Raw genomic sequence first — 24,615 nt, 5'->3', positions numbered from 1 at the left:
TCGATTCCAACGGCCAACCGCTGACGTTGATCGCGTGGACCCACGAATTCGAGACGGCCGCCCGACCGATAGACCACTTCGGCCACAAGCGTTTCGGAGCGCCGAAACGGCGACTGCTCCATAGGCAACCTCCTGCGCGCGGGTTGCATCGGCGTCCAAAACCCCCGCGTGGTAAGCACCGGGAGTGTTCTGCCGGAGTATCGGAGTATGTTCGACCCGCATAACTCCGTCCTGAGACTCCTATTTTGATGCTCATTTCAGCTCCCCTCCGAACGTCCCACCAGATGACGGATCCGGTGGATTAACTGTTAGACTGCGGCCAGATCGAGTCGGGCCTGCCGCATTGCGCCTGACTTTGCGGATGCATTGTCGCGGCTGGCTCTCTGTTGCGGCAATGATCGCCAAGTCGCAAGAACATCAGAAACAAGGGTTGGCAGAGACCGACGTCCACGTTCCAGCAATTGCCGTGCCACTAAAGACCTCGTGCAAACCTTGTTTCGAACAGGAGGCGACGCATACTGAGCCGACGTCAGGCTCCAGGCGCAAATGTCGCGAGCCCGGCATCCACCTGCCTCGGTGGGGCAATGCATGACACTGGGCCCAAAGACTCCTTCGATGTCCTGCACTTTGCGGCAACTGCGGTCGTAACTGCCGACCAACCCGAAGTCGCTCCAACGCCAGCAGTTCTAAAGGGGTCTGATGTTCAGCCGCGTGCAAGCCGAGGAACTAGAGTAATGATGTGGCCTTGCGAATTGTTCGGGGTTGCCTCCCGTCGTCCGGCGTCCAATCGCGCCGTATAAGGCCAACCGCGGATGTACAAATTTGTCGGCTGGAATAGCCTCGGCAGGACGCCGATTCGGTTCAACGCGCCGATCAGCGCGTCGGGGGCCGGTTGGTGGCCATGGTCCCAGCTCCCACCGACGACACGTCCGAAATCCCACATTGACCACAGACCACTGATACTTGAGCGCGATCTCGAATCCTCAGCAGTTGAGAACGTCGAGACTTCCATCTCCCGCCAAGTCTCTTCCGGATCGTGCTCCTTTTCGGGGAGGACCACAGCGCCTACCTCGGCGGGAAGGCCCAGAAGACGTTCACCCAAACGTCTAAGCTTACTTGTGTCAAACAAAACGACCTCGTAGGAGCTCTTATATTCCGTTTTCACTCCGTCCAAGCCATGCTTCTGCGCCATCGCAGCCCATGCGCTCAGTTCGTCAGGTTCAACTTGATCATACCACTCGTCCATGACCGCCAATTTGAGTGGCTCTTGCGCCTCGACAATGAAGTACCGCCCAGAACTACCAGCATAGCCGTGTGCAGCGTTCACATCATTCTCTGAGGCCATCCAAATAGCTTTGCCCGAATGCCCGCTTTGCCCCGCGCCGCCCCACACTCCATCCCTATTAGCATGGTTGAACTTGGTCCCCGCAGGAAGTTCTTCTATCTTGCTGCTCTCCCAACCAAGATTCCTAGGTGGAACCCTTGGGTGCCTATCGTCAGGGCAAATCGGATTAGTGGGCGGCTGCTGATGTTGCATGTCGAACTCTTTACAGGTGCGCTTGAGTTTATCCATTGATGGCTGACGTGTTGCTGTCGCTTGGATCAATGTTAGCGCGGTCAGTTGACCGGATCGCAGAGTATTGCACGCAATCATCGAAGCAGGCGCAGGTGTCATGGCTAAAGCAACAATGACGAGACGGCCCTTTTTCGGTTGACGCCCCGTTTGGTTTGATTTGGGATGTCTAGGCGGCCCGCGGTGAACGGCCAAAGATGGGCCATCGGCTACAAACGCAACAAAACCATTCGTGCGTGTGCAACTGAAATCGAATTTCAAAAACTGGAATCTCGACCTGATCCACAGGCTATATAGGGGCGACCTCAGAAGTCTGGGACAATCTCGAGCCGATTGCCGAGATCCGAACGCCCCACCTCACTTGGTGCCAGGTACGATTTTGCGATCGTCCGCAAGAGCACTGGCGTAGGACAGAGATGAAGCTGCTTGGAAGTGCATGGTGCGCGTACGCCTCGTGCCCTTTGCAGAAAAGGACGATTGGGGAAGTCTGTCCGTCCATGGATTGGATCATACGATGTGCTGGTGCTGCCTTCGCGGCTCGATGGTCGACCGGTCGTCGTGCTAGAGGTGCTCGCGCTCGGGGTTCCGGTTATTGCTTCCGCCATTGGTGGACTACCGTGAGCTTATACAGGATGGCGTAAACGGCTTTCTTTGCCAGCCGCGACAGATTTGCGAATTTGCCAACAGAATTGAAAAGCTTGCGCTCGATCGGAATTTGCTGAAGGGGATGAAGCAAGCTGCGAGAGCCGGCGCCGAGAGAAGCCTCGACGCGCGTAAAAAGCTTTCTCGCTATGAGCAAGGATTGAGAGCATTAGCCGGCTGTGCGAATTGACTATGGTGGCGACGATCAGAAGCGTTCTTGAGTTCGTCAATACTCGATAACTGATGGGGGATGGGCCGTCCGCGTGCGCCCCATGAAATCAATCATTGACAGCTTGCCTCGAATATCTCCATATATGGGGGTCACGGTCCTACTGCGTCCGCAAGATGTAGTGGCTAAGAGGGAAGCCGGTGAACTGCGCCTTTGGTGCGGAATTCCGGCGCTGCCCCCGCAACTGTCAGCAGCGAGCTGCTTCCGGACAACGTCACTGGTGCGCCTGCGCCGGGAAGACAGGAAGCAAGCAACGACCTGCGAGCCAGGAGACCTGCCGTGACGATCTGAACGTCCACGGGCGGGGTGTCCCGGCGGTCGCTTGCACGCATCGTCCGGCAACGCATCTGCCGGCGTTCCGGCAGCGTCCTTCCTTATCGCCCCGTCCAAACACAACGCGCGCATCACGGGGCCCTTTGATGTCACTGAACCTGCACGACGCGGACACCGCTTCCGCACCCATCATCCAGTTGCGTCCACAGTCACTTGCGGCTGCTTCCAGCGAGCCGGCCATGCAGATCATTCGCCGCAACGGGAAGGTCTCGCCGTTCGATTCCGCCAAGATCGCGGTCGCGATGACCAAGGCTTTCCTCGCGGTAGAGGGCAGCACTGCGGTTGCTTCGCGCCGCGTTCACGAGAGCGTTGAGCAATTGACGGCCGAAGTCGTAGCAGCCCTGATGCGCCGCGCAGGTGAGGGGCGCACCTTTCATATCGAGGACGTGCAGGATCAGGTCGAACTCGCCTTGATGCGCAGCGAGCACCACAAGGTCGCCCGGGCCTACGTGCTCTACCGCGAGGAACGGTCCCGCCAGCGCGCCGAGGAAGCGGCCGCGCAGCCGGAGCCCGTCGCCGCATCGACCCTTCACGTCACGCTGCCGGATGGCTCGCGCGTCGGTCTGGACACGCGCCGGCTCGAGCTGATCATCAATGAGGCCTGCGCCGGTCTCGACGGCGTCTCCGCAGCCCCCGTGCTGGCCGAGACCACCCGCAATCTCTACGACGGCATCAGCCAGGACGAGCTGGCGCTGGCCTCGATCATGGCCGCGCGCACGCTGGTCGAGCAGGAGCCCAGTTATGCCTATGTCAGCGCGCGCCTGCTACTCGACAAGCTCCGCGGCGAGGTACTGTCGCATGTCCAAGGCGTTACGACGTCGGCCTCGCAGGCCGACATGGCGACGCGCTATGCCGAATACTTTCCGGCCTATGTGAAGGTCGGGATCGCAGCCGAACTGCTCGATCCCGAACTCGCCCGTTTCGATCTCGGCCGCATCGCTGCGGCGCTGAAGCCTGAGCGAGACCTGAACTTCCAGTTCCTCGGCCTTCAGACGCTCTACGACCGTTATTTCCTGCATCAGCAAGGCAAGCGAATCGAGCTGCCGCAGGCCTTCTTCATGCGCGTGGCGATGGGCCTGGCAATTCGAGAGATCGACCGCGAAGCCAAGGCGATCGAGTTCTACGATCTCTTGTCGTCGTTCGACTTCATGGCCTCGACGCCGACGCTGTTCAATTCCGGCACGGTGCGCCCGCAGCTGTCGTCCTGCTTCCTCACCACCGTATCGGACGACCTCGATGGCATCTTCAAGTCGATCAAGGACAATGCGCTGCTCGCAAAGTACTCCGGCGGCCTCGGCAACGATTGGACACCTGTGCGCGGCCTCGGAGCCCACATCAAGGGCACCAACGGCGAAAGCCAGGGCATCATCCCGTTCCTGAAGGTGGCCAACGACACCGCGATCGCCGTCAACCAGGGCGGCAAGCGCAAGGGCGCGGTCTGCGCCTATCTGGAGACCTGGCACGTCGATATCGAGGAATTCCTCGATCTGCGCAAGAACACAGGCGATGACCGCCGCCGCACCCACGACATGAACACCGCCAACTGGGTGCCGGACCTGTTCATGCAGCGCGTCGACGCCGACGATGAGTGGACGCTGTTCTCGCCGGACGAGACGCCCGATTTGCACGATCTGTATGGGACGTCCTTCAAGGCGGCCTATGAGGCCTATGAAGCCAAGGCGAAGGCCGGTGGCATGCGTGTGTTCAAGACCGTGCGTGCGACCGACCTTTGGCGGCGCATGCTGACCATGCTGTTCGAGACCGGCCATCCCTGGATCACCTTCAAGGACCCCTGCAACCTGCGCTCGCCGCAGCGCCACATAGGCGTGATCCATTCCTCGAACCTCTGCACCGAGATTACGCTCAACACGTCGGTGGACGAGGTCGCAGTCTGCAATCTCGGCTCCGTCAACATGCTCAGCCATGTCGGGACGGGCGGCATTGATCGGGCCAAGCTGAAGCGGACGGTAACGACCGCGGTGCGGATGCTCGACAGCGTCATCGACATCAACTTCTACACCATCCCGGAGGCGCGCCGCTCCAACATGCGCCACCGTCCCGTCGGCCTCGGCCTGATGGGTTACCAGGAGGCACTTCAGGTCCAGCGTATCCCGATCGCGTCCGAAGCGGCGGTCGCTTTCGCCGACATCAGCATGGAAGCGATCTCCTTCCACGCCATCGAGGCATCCTCCGATCTCGCCACCGAGCGCGGCCGCTATCCGAGCTTCGAGGGCTCGCTGTGGTCGAAGGGCATTTTGCCGCTCGACTCTATCCAGTTCGTTGCCGACTCGCGCGGCGGGCTCGAAATCGATCGCGCCTCGACGCTTGACTGGGATCGCCTCCGCAAGAAGATAGTGGCAGGCGGCATGCGCAATTCGAACGTCATGGCGATCGCGCCGACAGCGACGATCTCCAACATCTGCGGCGTGTCGCAGTCGATCGAGCCGAACTACCAGAACCTGTTCGTCAAGTCGAACATGTCCGGCGACTTCACGGTCGTGAACGAGTTCCTGGTCCGCGACCTCAAGGCGAGGGGGCTTTGGGACGAGGTGATGGTGTCCGACCTCAAATATTTCGACGGTAGCGTCGGCCAGATCGACCGCGTCCCGGAGGATCTGAAGGCGCTCTACGCGACGGCCTTCGAGATCGACAGCGCCTGGCTGATCGAGGCTGCCGCACGGCGGCAGAAATGGATCGACCAGTCGCAGTCGCTCAACCTCTATATCGCCAATCCCTCCGGCAAGAAGCTCGATGCGCTCTACCGGTTGGCCTGGCGGCGCGGGTTGAAAACCACCTACTACCTGCGTTCACGCAGCGCCACGCACGTCGAAAAATCGACCCTGAAGGGCACCGACGGCAAACTCAACGCGGTCTCCGTATCGGCTGCGGCCTCGCATGCCCCAATCATAATGCCAGCCGCGGCAGCCCTGGACCTCGATGGTATCAAGGCCTGCCGGATCGAAGATCCCGAATGTGAAGTGTGTCAGTAAGGAGATGACGATGCTCAATTGGTCCGATACCGAAACCACGGCGGCCGCTCCGGCCGCCTCGGCTCTCACCGCCGCACTCCACCCACAGACCCAGCTCAAGCTCGAGCCGGCAGATGGGACCGGTCTCGGCGCGATCGATCGCACCGGCGGCCGCGTGTCGGTCGACGAGAAGCGGATGATCAACTGCCGTGCCGACGTCAACCAGCTCTTGCCGCTGAAGTACAAATGGGCCTGGGAGAAATACCTCTCCGGCTGCAACAATCACTGGATGCCGACCGAAGTGTCGATGCAGGCCGATATCGCGCTGTGGAAATCGCGGGACGGCCTGACGGAGGACGAGCGGCGCGCGATCAAGCGCAACCTCGGCTTCTTCGCCGCTTCGGAATCCCTCGTCGCCAACAACATCGTGCTGGCGATATACCGTCACCTCACTAATCCGGAGTGCCGGCAGTATCTGTTGCGGCAGGCCTTCGAGGAGGCGGTCCACACCCACACCTTCCAGTACATCGTCGAGAGCCTTGGCCTGGATGAGGGCGAGCTGTTCAACATGTACCGCGAGGTGCCCTCGATCACCGACAAAGCGGCCTGGGCGCTCAAGCATACGCAGCATTTGAACGACCCCTCGTTCCAGACGGGAACGCCGGACCATGGTCGCGCCTTCCTGCGCGACCTGGTCGCCTTCTATGTCGTCTTTGAAGGAATGTGGTTCTACACCGGCTTCGCACAGATCCTATCGCTCGGCCGACGCAACAAGATGGTCGGCATCGCCGAGCAGTATCAGTACATTCTGCGCGATGAGAGCATCCATCTGAACTTTGGCATCGATGTGATCAACCAGATCAAGATCGAAAATCCGCATTTGTGGACGCCAGAGTTTCAAGGGGAGGTCCGCGGCATGATCCGGGAGGCAGCCGAGCTCGAGGCCGCCTATGGTCGCGACACGATGCCCCGCGGTTTCCTCGGCCTGAACGCTGCGTTGTGCGAACAATACATGCACTTCATTGCCAACCGGCGATGCGCGCAGATTGGACTTGCGCAAGTCTTCGCCGAGGTCGAGAACCCGTTCCCGTGGATGTCGGAGGCCATGGACCTGAAGAAGGAGAAGAACTTCTTCGAGACCCGCGTCATCGAATACCAGAACGGCGGTGCACTGAGCTGGGATTGACGTCGAGTAGCAGCAATCGCCCGTCAGGTCTGACGCGCGCACCGGCTCGGCGAGAGCCCCTTTGCTCGCGCGAATGCCCGGCAGGCAGTCAATCGCTATGATCGTGCGACGAATGCCCACTTTCAGTCGGAGAAGTCCACCGGTGCGACCAGTAAGTCATTGATTGTTCTCGACCCGTCGCTATCATCGGCGGGTCCCAGGTTCGAGCCCTGGTGCGCCCACCAAAGGAAAATCTTTGGTTTCCAATAGCTTCGCCAGATGTCTGTTGAGAACAAAACGGGTCTCGTGCGACGTTTTTCGGATCGGACGTCGCGCGGCTGGATTACCGGGCGACTTTCCTTTGCTTCTGCATCTTCTCCTTACTTATGTATCTTCACCCCATTCGATACAGCGCGCAGATCCGATGGTAAAGGTCGATAACGTCCTCGTCGTAGAATAGGATACTAGGGCGAAAAAATCGGACAGTCTGTTCTGCCCGTCGCCGCAGGGGACCGCTCGCTGCAGAACCTGATTGTTCGGCTGAGCAGCGACAACTTCGAGCAGACGCGGACCTTGGATCTTGGCTTTCCGGAAAGGCGCCTTGTCCCCCGCAAACCGCGCGAAAAAGAATTGCACTAATGGCACTGATTTGCGACGGCCCCGTTGCCACACGCGACGGGGCCGACCCTTTGTTTTGAAGGGACGATAAATGGGCGGGCGACTTTTTGGGGATGAAGTGAACATCAAGACAAAGCTGGGGTGCTATGGCGAAGAGAGAAGAACTCAAGGGGCAAGCGATCCAAACGAGTTGGCTCACCGTAGTCTTTGGAGCCGTCCTCATACTGGTCGGCCTGTGCGGCTTTGCGGCTGCGCTAATCAGTAAAGACTTGCTCCCGTCATTGCTTGCCGGCTCCACGTCTCTTCCTCTTGCGCATAAAAACCCACTAGCATGCCGAGAAATGCACCGCCGATCGCCGGGACAGATCGCCGACGAAGGCGCGTGATTTGCACCTCCAGCGCGCAATAGGTCTCGCACAGCTCAATTATGGTCATGGCTGCCTCCGGACCAGACAGATGCAAGTGGCCGCCCCGTCAGCTTCTCGTCAGGTGGATGCGGCATACGCAACCTACTGATGCTCGTGGAAGAGGCGACCAGTATCGGCGAGCTGGTCGCCCGCGCACTGGCACGAGCTTCGGCGGCACGCGGTGCATGCTCCACGGCGACGCACCGCGTGCCGATTGTTCCACCGTTGTGGCGGCACGGCCTCTCGAATTGCAGGACGGTCGCACCGCTGAGCGCCGGGCCGCAGCGAAGCCATCGAAGGCTAGCCCCTAGCTAGCCGCACAAAGCTTCGTTTCGTTAATATCAAGAAGAATTCTCTGAAGGTGGCTGTCGAGCCTCTGCTGCGTTGAATGCTTGGCGGACTACGTCGGTTGCAAACCGAAGTGCATCCTCGTGCGTGACCGGAGGCGAAGGTGGACGGTGCTTACCACCTCGGCGATGGAGAAATGAATTGGCGGTACGCTTCCTATCCAGGATTATCTCAGCATTGTCGCGTCCAACGATCGGGCCGATGACGATCAGCAGGATCGAGCGATGCAGCGCACAGCTCTATGCTCGCTCCATAATCGTGCCATCAACGTGTGGTCATGGCAAATCGTTGCTTTTCGACACTCAAGAAGCTCTCAAAGTCGCAACTTGAATGCCGAAGAATTCTCGTGGCAGCCTTGGGGAACCACTTCATCTTCTCATACGTGCTCTGCGATAGGAGGCTAGATCCTCTGCTTCGCAAGCAAGACCGACGAAGTGCGATGGGGTTTATGCATCGGTCAATCTCTGCAATAAGGCACCGATGACTCGAAGGCAGCAGCCGTCGAGTGGCTTGTAAAGTGAAATGGGAGACATCGGGTTGCGATTAGATTTTTCGCGCATCAATCAGTCTAAGGCCGTCTTCGATGACATTTATGCCTTGGATGATCCCAGGGCATATTTCTCTGTGCTGGGAGACTTAGATTATATGATTCCGGACGTGGCCGAGCCGGTGGTGCGCCAAATTCTGGCAGCGAAAGCTTCGGCAACCGGCCTTACGCCGACCGTGCTCGATGTTGGCTGCTCATACGGCATCAACGCCGCGGTGCATCGGTTTCCGCTGACCTTCGGCGGCTTGCGTCACCGCTACGCGCGACGCGAGATGAGGGCGATTAGTTCCGAGACACTGGTGCGTCTCGATCGCAGTTTCTATGCCTCCTGGCCGGATGTCGGCCTGGCGCGATTTATTGGTCTCGATATATCGGCGCCGGCGATCAGCTATGCAACGGGTGTTGGTCTTCTTGAACAGGGCATTGTCGCCGATCTTGAACGTGAGTCCCTATCGGCGGACAGCGCGCGTGCTATCCGCTCCGCTGATGTCATCATGTCGACGGGTTGCATCGGCTACGTCACCGAAAAGACGTTCAGCAAAATCCTCGATGCAACAGAGAAGCGGCCATGGATCGTCTCCTTCGTCCTGCGAATGTTCCCGTTCGATTCGTTGGCTGCGACGTTCGCGAAGCATGGCCTTGTGACGGAACGCCTGACCGGCGCGACATTTATTCAGCGTCGCTTTCGCGATGCGGAGGAGTTCGAAAGTAGTCTGGCCGCCTTGGCGGCTCTTGGCGTCGATGCGAATGGTCTTGAATCGGAGGGGCTGTTTCACGCCGATCTGATCTTGTCCCGCCCTGAAGCGGATGCTCACGTCGCCCCCTTGGAAGACATCGTCACTGTCGCCAGCGGCAGGGGGCGGCCGATCGGGCCCCGTTATGTTCATATTGAAGGCAACGAGGGCTTGCAGGTCGCGTTGGAGCCGTGACGGGCTTGTTTTCCGTACACAGCCGCGGGTCTGAGCCAGAGAGCCGGGCAACCAAGCGGATCATGCCCTGACTCCCTTCATGGTCCCTTTCTGTCAGGTCGGTCGTCTACAGGGACGCTTTGCTCATGACAGCTTTGCCGATTTCGAACCCATCTGCATCCGTGCCGTATATCGAGATCGATGCTGTGTCGAAGTCCTACGGTGGATGGAGGACGGAGTGCTGCCGTGTCCAACATATCGCTCGACGTGCAGCAAGGTTCGCTCGTCGAGCTCGTAGGTAGCTCGGGATCTGGCAAGACCACGCTGTTGAAGACCACAGTGTCTTCAGCCGCTTGGCCTCGGAGACGTCCATTCCGCCGAACTTGGCCTTCCATTTGTAAATGCTGGCGTCAGATCGGCGACCGAAATGCCAGCCTCGTGCTCCTTCAAAATTCCGAGGATCCGGTCCGCGAACTCCCATACGGGCCCGCAGCTCCATCACTGCATCAGGGGCCGGACAGATGGCAGCATCCGACTACGTGCCGATCTTCTCAAAAAAAACCGCTTGCATCTTGCGGGGCGTCCACAGCTGACCAGTCGCGGGAGGGGCGGGCGGGGGCTCCGAGGAGCGGGTGATGCTTGCCCGGCCCGTTTGTCTTCTCTTCGTCTGATCGCTGACTCTGCTTCAGTTTGAGCCGCATTTTTCGCGGTCGTCTCAGCAAGAATGTGCGTATCAAGGGAGCCGAACTCATTGAACTCTCTGCACCACGCCTGCGTAAGCAGCGACAAATTTCTGAATCGCTCTCGCGAAATCTGAATCCCCAGCTGGCGGAGAACGCCGGTGCGAAGATCATTTCGGGTACAGCTGTTGGCTCATCTTCAAACCACGTGAGCCAAAATCAACCTCAGACATTGAGAAGACTGCGGCAAAATGAGATGGCGATCCCGGCAGGACGAACACGGGTAGCAAATTCAAAGGAATATCCTCACCCAGCCGCTCAGAAGTTTGGTCAGGCGAAGGGGAGCAGGCCTCGAATTTTCGCGCGCCTTCACTTCTGCACGATTGATGTCTGCGACTATCCCCCCGATTTTGGTTACAACGGAGGGGGCTGTGGGCCGGTCGAGCGCACCTCACGACTCGAGCGGTCCACGGCCTCGCGACGATGTTACGCCTGTCGATGTGGCATGAGCTCGCGATTGATCGCCCAAATGAAGGCGGATAGCTCGCGGGCAATCGCGGTGGCGATTACGGTTCGCCGCTTGCCCTTCCGCTCGAGTGACCGGAAGCGCCCGCACAGCCTGGTTTGCGCTTTCCACGCAATTTCGCGCACGCGCCTCGGTGCGGCATCCACCTTTGGCTGCTTGTCTCGGCTCACGCGCGGCGGATATCGATAGCTCCAGGCCGCCTCGACAAGAATGCGTCGCGCCCGTCCATTACCGGCCTTCGTGATGCCGCCGCGCTTGACCTTGTCACCGGTTGAGCTTTCTGAGGGCACGAGACCCAGATAGCCCATCAGCTCGCGCGGATTTTGAAAGCGAGAGAGATCACCGATCTCGACCAGCACCCACACAGCCGCAATGCGATCAATCCCACGCACTGCCTGTAGGGCCGCGACAACTTCGACCAGCGACCACTCGGGCACCGTCTCGCGGATGGCATTTTCCAAAGGCTCGACGCGCTCGCTTTCCTGGCGTATCCCCTCAAGTAGCTCTTCGAATGCTATGCGCTGCTTGCGATGCTCGATCTTCTGCGCCATCAGCCATTTCATATGGGCCGGTCCCCAGGTCGTCTTGCCCGGATAGATGCGTTCCAGCCGTAGCATCAAGGACGAGATCTGCTGACGCTTGCCCTGGAGGTCCTTCTTCACGGCCTGACGGGCGCGCGAGAGATCGCGCATGGCTTCATGCCGCTCATCCGGCACCCACACCGCGGTGAGCTCGCCCGCGCGTAACAGTTTGGCGAGGCTTACGGCATCGCGCCGGTTCGTCTTCACCCGATCGCCGGCCTTCTTCGGAACGAGCGAGGGGGCCACCACCAGGGACTCGTGGCCGAGGCTCTTGAGCAGTCTGTAGAGACCATATCCCGTCGGCCCTGCTTCATAGCAAAACGTCAGATGATGGTATTTCGCTGCAAGCTTTGCCATGAGCTTCTGGATCGCCGCCTCCGTGGCAGGAAACTCCCCGAGATATCGGACTTCGCCGCCACGGCCGCTATCGGTAACTGCTACTGCATTGCGCAATTTTGACGTATCGATTCCGACAAAGGCCTCGGTATGATGACCCACGACTCCCCCTCCTTGTTTGAGGCTCTGCCCGGTCCATCCGGGCGACCCTCGTCGCAACATCGAGGGATGAGTCGCCTCAGTTGTGGAAGGGACATACAGTCTCGACAATCTCTGGCAATCGATCGAACGGCTCGGACAGCCGGAGCGTTGCATTCATATCGGCGACCGCGAAAGCGACATCTACGAATTGTATTGCCTGACGCAAGAGCCTGGCGCTCACTTCCTTGTCCGCGCCTGCGTCGATCGGCTGGCAGGCGATGGCGGCCATACGATTGCGACCGAGATGGAAGAGACCAGCGTCAAGGGTCTGCATTACATCGACGTGCGCGACGACAAGGGCGAGATGACGAAAGCCGTGCTGGAGATCAAGTTCAAGCGGATCGCGGTCTTGCCTCCGATCGGAAAGAAAAAACCGTTATCCCGCCCTCGACCTGACGGTAATCCACGCCAGCGAGCGCGGTGCGCCAAAGGGCCGGAAACCCATTGAGTGGAAGCTAATCACGGACCTACCCGTCGGCGGACGCTCCGAGGCAATCGAGAAAGCCTCCTGCAGCCAGGCAGCTTCACAGATTGAAGCCGTGATCGTTGAGCACCTTGTCTCTCAGAGCGCCCTTGATCTCGCGGGCGATTTCCTTGCGAACCGCGGCCCCTAACTCCCGCTTGGCATCGTCGACGAGCTCAGCTTCAACCACGACCAGGCCTTTGTCGGCGAGCTGTTGCTCCAGTCGGCTGTCGAACTCCTGCCCCATCGCATCAATGAGCTGCTCCTGCGTCGCGGCATGGTCTTCAGGTGCGATGCGGCGCACAACATTGTCCCAAGGCTGCCAGTCCGTCGCCAAATAGCCGGCGAACTCCTCCGCCTCCTTACTCCGCACGGATGTTTCTGCACTGTCAACGTCCGCCTCTGTGACGCCGGAGACGTCAAAGTAGCGCATGTCCGGCGCGACATGTTGCAGTGCCAGCCGATCGCGAAGCTTGTTCTGATACGTAAGATAGACCTCAATGGCGTCGATGTCTTCGACGTCGTAGACGGAGCGCAGCGAGTGAGCCTTCTCGCGCGCGATCCCCTCCAGCGCGTCTAGGCGGAACATGACGCGCCCCAGATGCACGAGATCGGGAAGACGTGCCGTGTTGTCGTAGAGGCCGTTCTCGACGTCCGCGATGAGCCGTGCGGTTTTCATGCCGTTCCAGGTTAAAGTTCTGCGATCCTCGCAGCTCTGGTTGGCGTCGAGGGGCCAGTTGAAAGTACTGCGCACGCAATTGCGGGTTTTTCGCCGCCTGTCGCAGATCATTGGCCACCGACTGCCGGAATTCTTCATTACCAGAGTTGACGGACTCCAACAGCTTGTCGAGGAAAAGCGCGTATTCCCGGGCGCCCGGCTCTTCTGCAAAAGTCTCCCAGGCTGCCAGCACCTCTCTGTCGCCCTCCTTCGGACTGCCCCTGAGCCAGTCTGCGACTGCTTCAGTGAGAGCTTCGGCCTGCTCGTCGTCTGTCGCGGACAGTTCACTTTCGTCCTCGCGCGAAAGCTGGACGCTCGGACCGACGTAATCCTCAGCCCCTAGAATTGTATCCAAATTCGTCAGCACTTGCTCCGTGAGGGAATTTTCAGTCAGAATTATGCTGGCATCAGCGCCCAACCGCGTCAGCAGATCCTCGGGCAGACTCGTCAACTGGTTTTCGCTGGCGTCGAGAAATTGGAGCGTAGCAGGGATGGCCTCCGGCAGACCCGCCAATCGGTTGTCGCTGACATCGAGAAACTGGAGCGAAGCTGGAAGGACCTCCGGTAGGCTCGTCAGCTGATTGTGGCAGATGTGGAGAAATTGCAGCGGCGCAGGGAGGAGCTCGGGCAGGTTAGTCAATTGATTGTGGCGGACGTCGAGAAACTGGAGCGCAGCAGGTAGCACCTCAGGCAGGCTTCTCAGCCGGTTAGAGCTCGCGTCGAGGCCTCTGAGCTCGGTCGGAAGCGCAGGCAGGCTGGTCAGTTGATTGGCACTGATGTTGAGACGCCGGAGCGAAGCAGGGAGGCTATCGGGCAGACTCGTAAGCCGGTTCAAGGGAACATCGAGTACGACGATATCGTTCGGAAGCCTGGGCAGACCAGTAAGGAACAACGATTCGAGATTAAGTCCGGCCTCACCCCGAGCATTCACTCGCCTGACTGCTTCTTCGCGATCCTCAAGCGGGCCCACCTCAGGTTCAGCAGCCCAATTCCTCCGCATGGACTGAATCTGCTGCTGCATAGCCCGTCACGACTCCTTGCCATTGCGCCGCGGCCTCGTTTTGCCGGCCCTCTTGTGCGGAAGATGCAGAAGGGATGCCACCGTCGCGCTGAATCTGTCCTGCCTCAAAAGGATCCATCCTACCCCTAACGAGACTGAGCAGACTCAGTCCACGATTACACATTTTAGAGCCTAAGACATTTAGCTTTCGATAAGCTGACAGAGCCTCTCGCCGTAAGGTGACAACGATGGCACCGAAGCCGGCATGATCGTCGCTATACGATTTGGAACAGTGAAGATAAGTTGTTCTGCTGCCGATATATTTCACGCCCCCGAAGCGCTTGAGCATTCGAGAAGCGTGAGCTCCGACGAGAAAGTTCGCATGAGTTAATGGCATGGACCACGCCCGCTCTCAGCGGCAACGTAGAGCCCGGCGGGGCAGCAGCAGGAGCGCAAGCCATGTCGAATACGAACATTGTCACGATCGGTATCGATCTCGGGAAAAACACATTCCACGTCGTTGGTCTCGATGCCACAGGCGCAATCACGCTACGTAAGAAGCGGTCGAGAAATCAGCTTGACCAGTCGCTGGCCAATGTTCCGCGTTGTCTGATCGGAATGGAGGCGTGTGCAGGCGCACATCATCTGGGGCGCAAGCTCGAGAAATTAGGCCATCAAATACGGCTGTTGCCGGCACAGTACGTCAAACCATACCTCAAAGGTCACAAGAATGACTTTCGGGATGCTGAAGCGATCGCCGAGGCCGCGCAGCGCCCGACAATGCGGTTCGTCCCAGTGAAGTCGGCCGAACAACTTGATCTGCAAGCACTCCACAGAGTTCGCAGTCGATTGGTGACGCAGAGGACGGCGGTCATCAATCAAATCCGGGGCTTTTTACTTGAGCGAGGGCTACCAGTGCGGCAGGGAGCGGCAGCACTCCGATTGGCACTCCCCCAAATCCTCTCGATACCTTCGGAAAGCCTGTCACCTCAGGTGGTTCGGCTCATCCAGGACTTGGCCGAGGACTGGCGCTATCTCGACCGTCGCGTCGCATTAGTCACCAAGGAGATCAACGAGATCGCGGAGCAAAATACGCATTGTTGCCGCCTGATGAGTGCGCCGGGCGTCGGGCCAATCATCTCAAGCGCGATGATCGCCGCGATCGGAACTGGTGATGCGTTCCAGAAGGGCCGCGACTTTGCGGCATGGCTTGGTCTGGTACCGAAACAAATCTCGACCGGTGATCGAACCATTCTCGGTCGCATATCAAGACGCGGCAACCGCTATCTACGAACACTGTTCATTCAGGGAGCCAGAGCCGTACTGCTGCAGCGCAAAACCTGGGCCAGGCACGGCTTCGGAGCCTGGCTGGAGGCAGCATCGAAGCGGCTTCACTCGAATGTACTGGTTGTCGCCTTAGCCGCAAAACTCGCGCGGATGGCCTGGACCATGCTCGCAAAAGGCCGTGACTACGAAGCGAGCTTCCTGGGCCACGCTGCGTAGGACGTCCGACCCGGGAAGGAAGGAAGATCTAGAATCCGATCGGGAATAGCACACTATCCCGCCGAGGTTTGCGAGACGGAAAGGACGAATGGAGAAACGGTTCCACCGACACTTCTGAAGCCTGGTTCGACTCCATGGCCCTCCTTGAGGCCGGCGAGTTATTGAGGACAGAAGCGGGCGGATATCCATAATGGCTCGGGGCGACAGCCTCAAATCGAAGCCGGATAGATTGGCGCAAACCGCTTCATCCCTTTGTCGATTCCTCTTGCAATGCGGGCGTGGTCCATAGATGGTGTCAAGGCCGCCGAAGCACGTTTTTGGTCTGCTCTTGTACTCCTGCCGGAGACCTTCCAACGTGCCATCATGGCGCCCGCCGCCCGTGCACAAGTCTATCTACGCAGTGGCTGAAGACCTCCTGCATGTCCCGTGCTGGGCAGGCAATTAAAGGGCCGATTGACAGGTTATCCGCGGGGAAATCCTCCGGGCCGAGTCCTGCCGATGAAGGTCGTGACGAGCGGCTTCCAGACGCTCCGTTCCGTGAAACGCAATACGGAATGCGCTATAAGGACGTCGAGGTAAGCGGGCGGCCGGAAATCTTCAACGCGAACAACTCCGCTCGTAATGTTCACGCCAAGATCGCCTGCGAGCCGGTTCAGCTTGGAGATAGCGGCTTCAGAGATGTCAGTCGCGATCACCTGATGATCAAAATGGGCCAGATAGAGAGCATTGCGCCCTCGCGATCTCGAAGATTTCGAGGCTAGGACCACCCATAGACGAAACGTTGTGGTCGGCGTAGCCGGAATCCCACCAACAAGGTGAATTCACCGCCTCTTTCATATTGAACCTCAAACCGCCTGATATTGCTCCTCAAGACTAACCATCGTGTCGGAGTAAAACATCCGAGCTATAATGCTTGAATATTTGAACCCCTTTTGAGTAAGCTGACAAACATCATCATCTGCCAAATTGACGAGTCGCAAAGACTCGAGCGCCTTGAGTTCTTCACCAAAATCATCTGCTAGTGCTCGTCCGAATATCGCAGCGTAATTCTTTCTGCTTAAAGCTGACAATGTGAGGCCAAGCAGAGTGTAACGACGCGCAACATCTTTCGACGTCAGTTTAATTCCGTGTGATGCTATCGCCTCAGAATCGAACGGTCGATCCGAGAATGCGTTGATGATGCGCGAAGCCGCGCGCCCGTCTACGGCATAATCTGTGCTATAGTGATATTGGCCGAGGTAGCTTCTGGCACCAGCTCCTAATCCTAGTGGCTCTGCACAGTGATTTTGACCGGTTGGATCTGGGGACGGTCAGATTAGCTCCGGCAGGCTTTTGGAATCGACTAGGATCTCGATGCTGCGGGGGGTTGGCTGCCGTCTAATGAGACCAGCTCGTTTCCAGGGTCAGCACCATCTGGTGAACCGAAGGCGGGCTGACGCGAAAGTATTCCTGCATGTCGGTTTCCGCCGGGGGCCTGCGGCGGAGCCGCGTGTAGAGGTGGATGAAGGCAAGATACTGCACCTGTTTGGGCGTGAAGGTTTTTGCCGAAGGACTCACGCCGGCCATCCGATTCAGTTGTTGGTGCGTGCCTCGAACAAGGAGGCGTGCCATGAATGTACGCTACCGGGTCGACCTCAGCCAAATCGAGCGCTCCGAACTCAAGACGCTGCTGGGCGGCGGCAAGCATGCGTCCCGCAAGCTCAAGCGAGCCCAGATTTTGCTGGCTGCCTATGCCGGGGCCAGCGACGAGGAGATCGCCAGGAGCGTCGGCGCGGGCGGCTCAACCGTGTACCGGACCAAGCGCCGCTTCGTGGAAGGCAATCTGGAGCGGGCGCTGAGCGAAGAGCCGCGCCCGGGCGCGGAGCGCAAACTCACGGGTAAGGAAGAAGCTCTGCTGGTGGCGACCGCCGGTCCGCCGAAGGGCCGTGCCCGCTGGACGCTCAAGCTGCTGGCAAGCGCGATGGTCGAGCTCACCGAGCACAAGAGCCTGTCCCGCGAGACGGTTCGGCGGCGCCTGGCCGAAAATGACCTCAAACCCTGGCGCCGCGACATGTGGTGCATTCCGCTGGTCGACGGCGAATACGTCGCCCGCATGGAAGACGTGCACGATCTTTACGCCGAGGCGCCCGACCCCGAGCACCCGGTGGTGTGCTCACATGGGGATTGAGGTGTCAAGGTGGTCGGTCAGCTCTTTGTTCGATTGCAGGCCAGCTCTTCGTCCCGACCTTGGAGTTTTGGAGATGGCGCGCGCAGATCAAGTCACGGCCGGTCCGTAGGGCCGCCGCGCAGCGGCTTGGCCTTGACTTGATCGAGCACGCCATCAGGCTGATGTGGTCGGGCGTAGGCTGGCCAAGATAACTCCTTTTTTCGATGGCGATCCAAGGTCGAGCCGGTTTTTGGCAATCTGGTTTACTTGCCAGATCAAACTCACATTCGGTCGTCACGCGAGGCAACTGCACCAACATTCCGCTTGCGGCGGGCAGGCTCGAGAGGACGAGACCATTCTTCGATGCGGCTTTTTGAGGCCATACACACCATCGGTTCGTCCGCCCGGATCGGCCGAGGCTGATCGAGCCTCGGCAGATTGGTTTTGAGTTTGCGAGGGAGAGCGCTTCTGTTAGGCAACGGACTTCATCACGGCTCCCTCAATCACGACGCCAGCGGTCACGTACTTCCACAGAGCCACAAGCAGCTTGCGGGCCAGCGCCACGATCGCACGCTTGCGGCCGCGCTCGCTGTGCGCCTTGAACCACTGCGTCAGAGCCGATTGCTCCTGGTGGCGCACCCACAGCCAGGCGAGCTGGACCATGGTTGTGCGCAGCCGCGGATTGCCGGCCTTCGACACGCCCTGCTCGCGTTCGATACCGCCACTCCGCCATGGCGTGGCCGCAAGACCGGCATAGGCAGCAACCTGACGACGGTTGGCGAAGGGGCGGTAGAAGGCCTCCGACCAGAGAACCCCGGCGAAGTTGGCGCCCATTCCCTTCAAGGCGAGCAGCATTTTGACTGGGGCCGGTGCGCCCATCTTCTCGCCGGCTGGCTTTCCCGCCTCGACCAGGAGAGCATCCTGCGCGGCCTCCACTGCCTTGATCTGGTCGAGCAACAGTTCGAGCCGATCGAGTTCGCGACTGATCTGCGCTTTGAGATGCGGCAGCAGTGCGCGCCCGTCCCCCGTGCGCAGGGCCTCAAGGCGCGCCCACCGGTCGCGCCGCAACGGCGCGTAATCAGATATCCCTTGCGCGAACAGAAGGCCTTTGATCCGGTTCACATGCTCGATCTGCTCGGCGATCAACGTCCGCCGCTCGCGGCAAATCCGGCGGTGGTCCTCTTCTTCCGGAGAGGGAGCGACGACCATCGCGCAGACCCGCGGCTCTCCGCGCTTGTAGGCCAAAAGCGCCCGCAGCAGCGTCTCGCCATCCAGCCTGTCCGTCTTGGCCCGCCTGCGCCGGCGCGGAGTCGCGATCGAGGCCGGATCCACCACATGGCTCTCGATGCCCTCCTGCTGGAGACTGCGGTGAAGCCAGAACCCATCCAGCCCCGCCTCCTGGATCGTAATGATCGGATAGCTCTCACCCGTTCGCGCGTGCGCCTTGCGCTTTAGCTCCGTGAACAGCTTCAAGAGTTCCGCAATATCGCCGGCCTTCACGCTGTGTTTGGACATCTTCTCGCTCTTGCCCGGCGACAGGGAGGTAACCAGCCAAGTCGAACGGCTCAGTTCCAACGACACAAAAATTGCCCCAAATTGCGTGCGGATAGCGGCCGGTCCGTCGGAATGATGATCGAGCAACATCGTCGTCTCCAGGTTGAATGGATTCAGCAACCTCAGTCTGGTCTCAGGCCTAGTCGCTATCCACTCCCCATGGAATCTTCGATGAAAGCCCGGTGCAACTCATCGGCGAGGCGCGCCAGCCGATCCCTGCCGAGCCGGGCGGGCTCGAACGTTACGATTACGAGTATCGTCGCAACGGCACCGTCAATCTCTTCGTCCTGCTCGACGTGCATCGCCCTTGGCGCAAGGTCAAAGTCACCGAGCGACGTGCGGCAGAGGACTACGCCCAATGCATGCGCGAACTCGTCGACATCCATTATCCCGACGCCGAGACCATCCGGGTCGCCCAGGACAATCTATCGAACCACTCTGCCGGCGCCCTCTATCAGGCGTTCCCGCCTGTCGAAGCCAGACGGATCCTGCGCCGGCTCGAGTTCCACTATACCCCCAAGCACGCAAGCTGGCTCAACATGGTCGAGATCGAGATTGGCGTCTTGCGCGGACAGTGCCTCGATCGCAGGATCGACGACCCCAAGCGACTGCGCCGCGAAATCGCCGCTTGGGAGCGGCAGAGGAATGCCGCACGCTCCCGCATCAAATGGATGTTCACCACGGACAAGGCCCGCGCCAAAATGGGCCGCGCCTATCCCAACTCTTCCAAAGAGTCATAATCACTGTGCCGAGGTACTAGGCTGCGTGAGGGGGCTTAGTTCGTTTTTTGCCGCGGCCGGCACTCTCACACTAGCCTCTTCCGAATGACAGGACACCTGAAGCAACCTCACCGAGCCGGGGGTGTCGAATGGAACGTCAAGGTCGGTCGCCTACCTGCAACGAGAAGCGTCAGGCCATTGATCTGGCATTGTCGAGCGATCGCTCGACCTCGTCGGCCGGCAAATATGGTCCCCGTGACCCTGGTCCTGAAAGCCCCGCACGTTTCAATGCAGGGCATAGCGCGATCAGCTGGACCGATATCGAAAATGTATTCGCTTCTGGTCGGCCCTAAGCAGATCAAAGGGGCCTAGCAGACACAACACAGGAGAACGACATGAATGTAATCCGCGGCACAGACTCCGACGATCACTTGCATGGGACGCCCGGCAGAGACTTTATCCAGGGCCTGGGCGGCAATGATTGGATCGATGGTGGTGCGAGCACCGATAGTCTGGAAGGCAATCAGGGCAGCACCGCACCTACCAGGATTGGTGGCAGCCGAATCCAACCATTGGTCTATGCTGGTCCCTCAGGACTTGCAGATTTAGGAGAGATTAGGAGAGACGAGAATGGCTAAACGCGCACGCATTCGCTACGTCAACAAGACGGACAGAAAGAACCCTCACGAAAGAATCACACATGTTGGGGGAGCTAACCCCGACGGGACGCCGTGGAAGCGATCCATCGATCAGGCCATCAAAGATATCGAGAGCGACGAATGGGAGTTCTATGTCGAAGAAAACGGCCGCAGGGTTGATGTGGTGTGGGCCACGCACGATGGGCAAAAGTACATCAAGACGGCGGCGGACGACATTCAACCCGACAATCTTCTTCTGCTCGCTAACTGTCCGTGATCTTCAGTAACAGAGGCATCTACAGCGAGCTATGTTTGAATTTGGGTGACGAGCCCGATCAGGCGGCGTGGTTCGGGCATAGAGGTGACCTCGATGCCGTCAGTGAATCTGACACCTGCGATGACCCTCGGCGGGTGATTTGCGCCGCTGAGCCGACGTCAAGTCTTCGATGCGGCACCGATCAATTTGAAGACCAGTCTGGCGGTGTTCGGTGAGAGCGCTCCCTTGCTATGCACCGTTCGGTGGCGCGCACCGTGGCGAACACGCTTTCGATCGGGTTCGAGGTGCGCAAATGACCCCAATACTCGCCGGGAAGTCTAAGAACGACAGCAGCGCGTCACGATCCTTCCGCCGGCACGCTGAGCGAGATCATCGCTGGCCGATGATCGACGACGGCCAGGTCCATGGCGGCCTTGCCCAGGGCATCGGGCAGGCCCTGCTCGAGCATGCGGTCTATGACTCGAACGGCCAGCCGGTGACGGCCTCCTTCATGGATTACACCATGCCGCGCGCCGATGACCTGCCGTCGTTCAAGCTCAGCCACACCACGACGCTGTGCCCGGGCATTCCGCTCGGCATCAAGGGCTGCGGCGAGGTGCCGTGATCAACGCGATCACGGATGCGATCGGCAAGAGCAACCTGGAAATGCCCGCGACCCCGGACCGGGTGTGGCGCACGATCCACTCGGCTTAAAGAGGGAGCAACGAAGATGTACCAGACCACTTATCATCGCGCCTCCTCGGTCGACGAAGCGGCGAGCCTGTTCACCAAGGGCAAAGATTCGAAGCATCTCGCCGGCGGCCACACGCTGCTGCCGGTCATGGCGAGGCTGATTGAGGTATGTGCACGCGTCGAGCCTCAAGTTAATGATCCTCTGCGGATTCCGACGAAAGAAGCGCGAGGCGAACCCGCTTTCTCGACACTTGCACAAATCAGCCTCGCCACAGCCGTCAAGGCTTGATTCGTACGTGGCGTGAGGTTGTAACCTGAGACCGAACGCGCGGCCAATTTCCAAATTGAAGCCGGAGCAGGACGGCTTTTTGAGATGAAAGCGGACCGTCTTGCGTCTATACGGGCCAGGTTCAAACCCGACGTGCCGCACCGCTCTTTCAAAAGGAGGGTGCGGGTAATGAGCGAACAGAGAGAAGGGGGAGGACTGTCGTTCTTTGGCTTTGTTGCGGTCGTCGACTGAGCGAACGGCTTAGCTCCGGGTCAGCTATGAAGATTTACCTCATCTAGGGAGAGTGGTGTGGAGTCCAACTATAACGAATCGTTCAATATGGACGCTTGGATGCATCAATACGCTGCTTTGCAAGAGCAGCAGCGGGCGAGGCAAGAGTCAGATCATATTCCTGCGGATCGTCGGATTATCGCGCCAATCTCATCAGGGTGATGGCACAGCGCGCGGTGGCAGGGATGGCGTGATCATGGGTTTCTTTTTCGCCGAGCACTTGCCGCGCACTCGGTGAGTTCTCCCCCACTGCGAGGACCTCGTGTCCTCGCGACTTTTTGCGCCGCATTCATCTAGCCAGGAGCAAATCGATATGAGCTGGAAAGCCCCAAAAATCGTCGAATTACCGGTCGGTCTCGAAATCAACATGTATGCGTGCGCCGTTCGCAAGGAGGTAACCAGAAAGCTGGGAGCTTGAAGACAGATCCTATCCTTGCGGTCAACGATCGGAGTGAGCACTACCCTCGTAAACAACACCACACCTGAGGCAATCTCAAGGAGGAGACAAGATGTCGATCACGATGACTCATAACGCCAAGTCTGCCGCTGAGGACCGTACTCAGCCGTTGGCGAATTTCAAACTTGCAGCAGGAGTCACTCTGGCGGTGCTAGCGCTGATGGTGTTCTGGCGCATCTTTCAGCAGGTCTATGCTTGGAGTGCCGGCCTGGATTCGACTGAGCCCGCGTTCGATGCCGCCTGGATGACGTTGCTGAAGGTTGAGCTTAGCGTCATCCCTTTGCTCTGGGTGGTGACCTGGGCGTATCTATGGTTCACGCGAGACCGCAATCTTGGCGCGCTCAAATCGCGGGAAGAGCTCCGGCGTTACTTCAATCTGGTCCTGTTCATCTTCGTCTATGCCTTTTGCGTCTGGTTCGCTACCAGCTTCTTTGCCGAGCAGGACGCCTCATGGCATCAGGTTGTGGTCCGGGATACAAGCTTCACGCCGAGTCACATCGTGCTGTTCTACGGCACCATGCCACTCTACGTGCTGTTTGGCGTGGGATCATTTCTGTACGCGATGACGAGGCTGCCGAAGTTCGCAACGCAGATCTCAATTCCATTCGTGCTCGCGGTTGTAGGTCCGTTTCTAATATTGCCGAACTTGGGCTACAACGAGTGGGGCCATGCCTTCTTCCTGATGGAAGAGGTGTTCTCCTATCCCTTGCACTGGGGTTTTGTCGTGATGGGCTGGAGTGTGCTGGCGTTGGGTGGGCTCCTGATCCAGATCGCGATGCACATGCTTGAAGTGATCGGGCGGCTTTCCCGAGAGGACGAAGTTTCGGTCGCCACCCAGCGCTGAAACCACTTATGAACCATTAATCGCTGACAGCCCGGCATGTGCAAAGCATGCCGTCTTGTAATCATGTCGGGCGTCGGTTTCCAGGAAGGTCGATCTCAACTCGGTAAAAGAATTAGGAGGAAGCCATGCAAGGAGGAACGTCTGTGAGACTGTATGGGCTCGAATGGCCTAAAGAGTCAGCAAGAATCTCAAGAGTGTTTGACCTTCTCGTCGCCGCCATCCTTTTTCTGGCCGTCTCCGGCGCATTCCACCTTCATTACATGCTGACCGCAGGGGACTGGGATATGTGGATCGATTGGAAAGACAGACAGTGGTGGGTCACCCTGACTCCGATTGTGGCCATAACATTCCCTGCAGCTTTGCAGTATGTGTTTTGGACGAAATTTAGACTTCCAGTCGCCGCTACATTTGCGGTCGTTTGTCTCCTGTTCGGTCAGTGGATAAATCGATATTTCGGTTTCCACCTGTGGTCGTACTTTCCGATGAGCGAGGTCATTCCAGCGCTGCTGATACCTGGCGCACTAGTCCTCGATGTCGCTCTTTTGCTGACCGGGAATTTCTTGTTCACGGCGATGTCCGGCGCCTTTGCATTCGCACTGCTTTTCTACCCGGCTAACTGGTTTTGGCTGGCGCCATATCGGCTACCCGTAGAAGTGATGGGGCAGCTTGTTTCCGTGGGCGATTACATCAGCTATGCCTTCACCCGCACCGCCCTGCCTGAGTATATCCGGCTGATAGAGCGGGGCACGCTTCGAACTTTTGGTGGCCACTCAGCCATTATCGCGTCCTTTTTCTCGGCGTTCGTATCCATACTGATGTATTTGGCGTGGTGGCATATCGGAATGCTCCTCGCTCGTGTGGTAACGACGCCAAACACCCTGAAAAATTTCATGGGGCTCACCGATAAGGATGAGCCAGCTGAGACAGCCCAAAAAGCCATAGACGGCACCAGCCTGCAAGGGCGCTTCGTCGCAGCCGAATGATCCTGCTGGGACTGTGGAG

The 24,615-nt window shown here is 58.9% G+C and carries 18 protein-coding genes, 7 pseudogenes and 1 riboswitch; of the genes and pseudogenes, 16 read left to right on the top strand and 9 right to left on the bottom strand.

Features of this window, described 5'->3' with window-relative positions; genetic code table 11:
• Positions 1 to 703: 703 nt before the first annotated feature.
• Positions 704 to 1,834, bottom strand: coding sequence for a hypothetical protein (locus Q2941_RS11420; RefSeq protein ID WP_458192536.1), 1,131 nt, complete (start codon positions 1,832 to 1,834; stop codon positions 704 to 706).
• Positions 1,835 to 2,005: 171 nt separating this feature from the next.
• Between Q2941_RS11420 and Q2941_RS11415 the strand changes: the two genes are divergently transcribed.
• The 3 genes from Q2941_RS11415 to Q2941_RS11405 all read left to right on the top strand — a co-directional run bounded on the left by Q2941_RS11415 (position 2,006) and on the right by Q2941_RS11405 (position 6,932).
• Complete coding sequence (locus Q2941_RS11415; RefSeq protein WP_458192546.1) at positions 2,006 to 2,194, top strand: glycosyltransferase; 189 nt, start codon at positions 2,006 to 2,008, stop codon at positions 2,192 to 2,194.
• A gap of 328 nt (positions 2,195 to 2,522) precedes the next feature.
• Positions 2,523 to 2,740: riboswitch (cobalamin riboswitch) on the top strand.
• A 123-nt stretch (positions 2,741 to 2,863) separates the two neighbouring features.
• Positions 2,864 to 5,767: a ribonucleoside-diphosphate reductase subunit alpha gene (locus Q2941_RS11410; protein ID WP_458192535.1), complete on the top strand. Its 2,904-nt coding sequence runs from the start codon at positions 2,864 to 2,866 to the stop codon at positions 5,765 to 5,767.
• Between the two features lie 10 nt (positions 5,768 to 5,777).
• Positions 5,778 to 6,932, top strand: coding sequence for a ribonucleotide-diphosphate reductase subunit beta (locus Q2941_RS11405; protein ID WP_458192534.1), 1,155 nt, complete (start codon positions 5,778 to 5,780; stop codon positions 6,930 to 6,932).
• Between the two features lie 855 nt (positions 6,933 to 7,787).
• Here the strand turns inward: Q2941_RS11405 and Q2941_RS11400 are convergent.
• Positions 7,788 to 7,964 carry a hypothetical protein gene (locus Q2941_RS11400; RefSeq protein ID WP_458192533.1) on the bottom strand — a complete coding sequence of 59 codons (177 nt, stop codon included), beginning with the start codon at positions 7,962 to 7,964 and terminating at the stop codon, positions 7,788 to 7,790.
• Between the two features lie 965 nt (positions 7,965 to 8,929).
• Here Q2941_RS11400 and Q2941_RS11395 point away from each other — a divergent pair.
• Positions 8,930 to 9,760: a class I SAM-dependent methyltransferase gene (locus Q2941_RS11395; RefSeq protein WP_458192545.1), complete on the top strand. Its 831-nt coding sequence runs from the start codon at positions 8,930 to 8,932 to the stop codon at positions 9,758 to 9,760.
• 180 nt (positions 9,761 to 9,940) lie between these two features.
• A pseudogene (locus tag Q2941_RS11390) lies at positions 9,941 to 10,039 on the top strand (hypothetical protein); the annotation flags it as partial.
• Between the two features lie 37 nt (positions 10,040 to 10,076).
• Here Q2941_RS11390 and Q2941_RS11385 read toward each other — a convergent pair.
• Positions 10,077 to 10,201, bottom strand: a pseudogene (locus Q2941_RS11385) (IS3 family transposase); the annotation flags it as partial.
• A gap of 704 nt (positions 10,202 to 10,905) precedes the next feature.
• Positions 10,906 to 12,024, bottom strand: a complete 1,119-nt coding sequence (locus Q2941_RS11380) for an IS110 family RNA-guided transposase (protein ID WP_458192532.1) — start codon at positions 12,022 to 12,024, stop codon at positions 10,906 to 10,908.
• A gap of 82 nt (positions 12,025 to 12,106) precedes the next feature.
• On the opposite strand from Q2941_RS11380, the gene Q2941_RS11375 reads away from it, so the two are divergent.
• A complete protein-coding gene (locus Q2941_RS11375) occupies positions 12,107 to 12,511 on the top strand; it encodes a hypothetical protein (protein ID WP_458192531.1) in 405 nt (134 codons plus the stop codon).
• 76 nt (positions 12,512 to 12,587) lie between these two features.
• Here the strand turns inward: Q2941_RS11375 and Q2941_RS11370 are convergent, their stop codons facing one another.
• Complete coding sequence (locus Q2941_RS11370) at positions 12,588 to 13,316, bottom strand: NEL-type E3 ubiquitin ligase domain-containing protein (protein WP_458192530.1); 729 nt, start codon at positions 13,314 to 13,316, stop codon at positions 12,588 to 12,590.
• Positions 13,317 to 13,335: 19 nt separating this feature from the next.
• Positions 13,336 to 14,244 (bottom strand): annotated as a pseudogene (locus Q2941_RS11365) (NEL-type E3 ubiquitin ligase domain-containing protein); the annotation flags it as partial.
• Positions 14,245 to 14,703: 459 nt separating this feature from the next.
• Between Q2941_RS11365 and Q2941_RS11360 the strand changes: the two are divergent.
• Positions 14,704 to 15,747, top strand: a complete 1,044-nt coding sequence (locus Q2941_RS11360) for an IS110 family RNA-guided transposase (protein WP_458192529.1) — start codon at positions 14,704 to 14,706, stop codon at positions 15,745 to 15,747.
• 461 nt (positions 15,748 to 16,208) lie between these two features.
• On the opposite strand, the gene Q2941_RS11355 is transcribed toward Q2941_RS11360, so the two are convergent.
• Together Q2941_RS11355 and Q2941_RS11350 are read right to left on the bottom strand one after the other, a co-directional pair.
• A complete protein-coding gene (locus tag Q2941_RS11355; protein WP_458192528.1) occupies positions 16,209 to 16,514 on the bottom strand; it encodes a class I SAM-dependent methyltransferase in 306 nt (101 codons plus the stop codon).
• A gap of 610 nt (positions 16,515 to 17,124) precedes the next feature.
• Positions 17,125 to 17,358, bottom strand: a complete 234-nt coding sequence (locus Q2941_RS11350) for a LexA family transcriptional regulator (RefSeq protein WP_458192527.1) — start codon at positions 17,356 to 17,358, stop codon at positions 17,125 to 17,127.
• Here Q2941_RS11350 and Q2941_RS11345 point away from each other — a divergent pair.
• Positions 17,357 to 17,899, top strand: a pseudogene (locus Q2941_RS11345) (helix-turn-helix domain-containing protein); the annotation flags it as partial. The gene Q2941_RS11350 and the pseudogene Q2941_RS11345 overlap by 2 nt on opposite strands.
• A 465-nt stretch (positions 17,900 to 18,364) precedes the next feature.
• Here Q2941_RS11345 and Q2941_RS11340 read toward each other — a convergent pair.
• A complete protein-coding gene (locus Q2941_RS11340; RefSeq protein WP_458192526.1) occupies positions 18,365 to 19,537 on the bottom strand; it encodes an IS110 family RNA-guided transposase in 1,173 nt (390 codons plus the stop codon).
• A gap of 77 nt (positions 19,538 to 19,614) precedes the next feature.
• On the opposite strand from Q2941_RS11340, the pseudogene Q2941_RS11335 reads away from it, so the two are divergent.
• From Q2941_RS11335 to amoA, 8 genes and pseudogenes are all read left to right on the top strand, one after another.
• Positions 19,615 to 20,187: pseudogene (locus Q2941_RS11335) on the top strand (IS630 family transposase); the annotation flags it as partial.
• Positions 20,188 to 20,561: 374 nt separating this feature from the next.
• A complete protein-coding gene (locus Q2941_RS11330) occupies positions 20,562 to 20,804 on the top strand; it encodes a hypothetical protein (protein ID WP_458192525.1) in 243 nt (80 codons plus the stop codon).
• Positions 20,797 to 21,081 carry a DUF3892 domain-containing protein gene (locus Q2941_RS11325; RefSeq protein ID WP_458192524.1) on the top strand — a complete coding sequence of 95 codons (285 nt, stop codon included), beginning with the start codon at positions 20,797 to 20,799 and terminating at the stop codon, positions 21,079 to 21,081. Before Q2941_RS11330 ends, Q2941_RS11325 begins: the two co-directional genes overlap by 8 nt.
• 379 nt (positions 21,082 to 21,460) lie before the next feature.
• Positions 21,461 to 21,774: pseudogene (locus Q2941_RS11320) on the top strand (molybdopterin cofactor-binding domain-containing protein); the annotation flags it as partial.
• Between the two features lie 16 nt (positions 21,775 to 21,790).
• Positions 21,791 to 21,904: pseudogene (locus Q2941_RS11315) on the top strand (FAD binding domain-containing protein); the annotation flags it as partial.
• Positions 21,905 to 22,625: 721 nt separating this feature from the next.
• On the top strand, positions 22,626 to 22,730 hold the full coding sequence (gene pqqA / locus Q2941_RS11310) for a pyrroloquinoline quinone precursor peptide PqqA (RefSeq protein WP_283021219.1): 105 nt from the start codon (positions 22,626 to 22,628) through the stop codon (positions 22,728 to 22,730).
• A 91-nt stretch (positions 22,731 to 22,821) separates the two neighbouring features.
• Entirely contained in the window at positions 22,822 to 23,613 is a 792-nt protein-coding gene (amoC, locus tag Q2941_RS11305) for a bacterial ammonia monooxygenase, subunit AmoC (protein ID WP_458192523.1), read from the top strand.
• A 125-nt stretch (positions 23,614 to 23,738) separates the two neighbouring features.
• Positions 23,739 to 24,596, top strand: a complete 858-nt coding sequence (gene amoA / locus Q2941_RS11300; RefSeq protein ID WP_458192522.1) for a bacterial ammonia monooxygenase, subunit AmoA — start codon at positions 23,739 to 23,741, stop codon at positions 24,594 to 24,596.
• Positions 24,597 to 24,615: the final 19 nt, after the last annotated feature.

This window comes from Bradyrhizobium sp. UFLA05-153 (assembly GCF_054185185.1).
The sequence above is the reverse complement of the archived record's forward strand: the minus strand, read 5'-3'. Positions and strand labels throughout refer to the sequence as shown.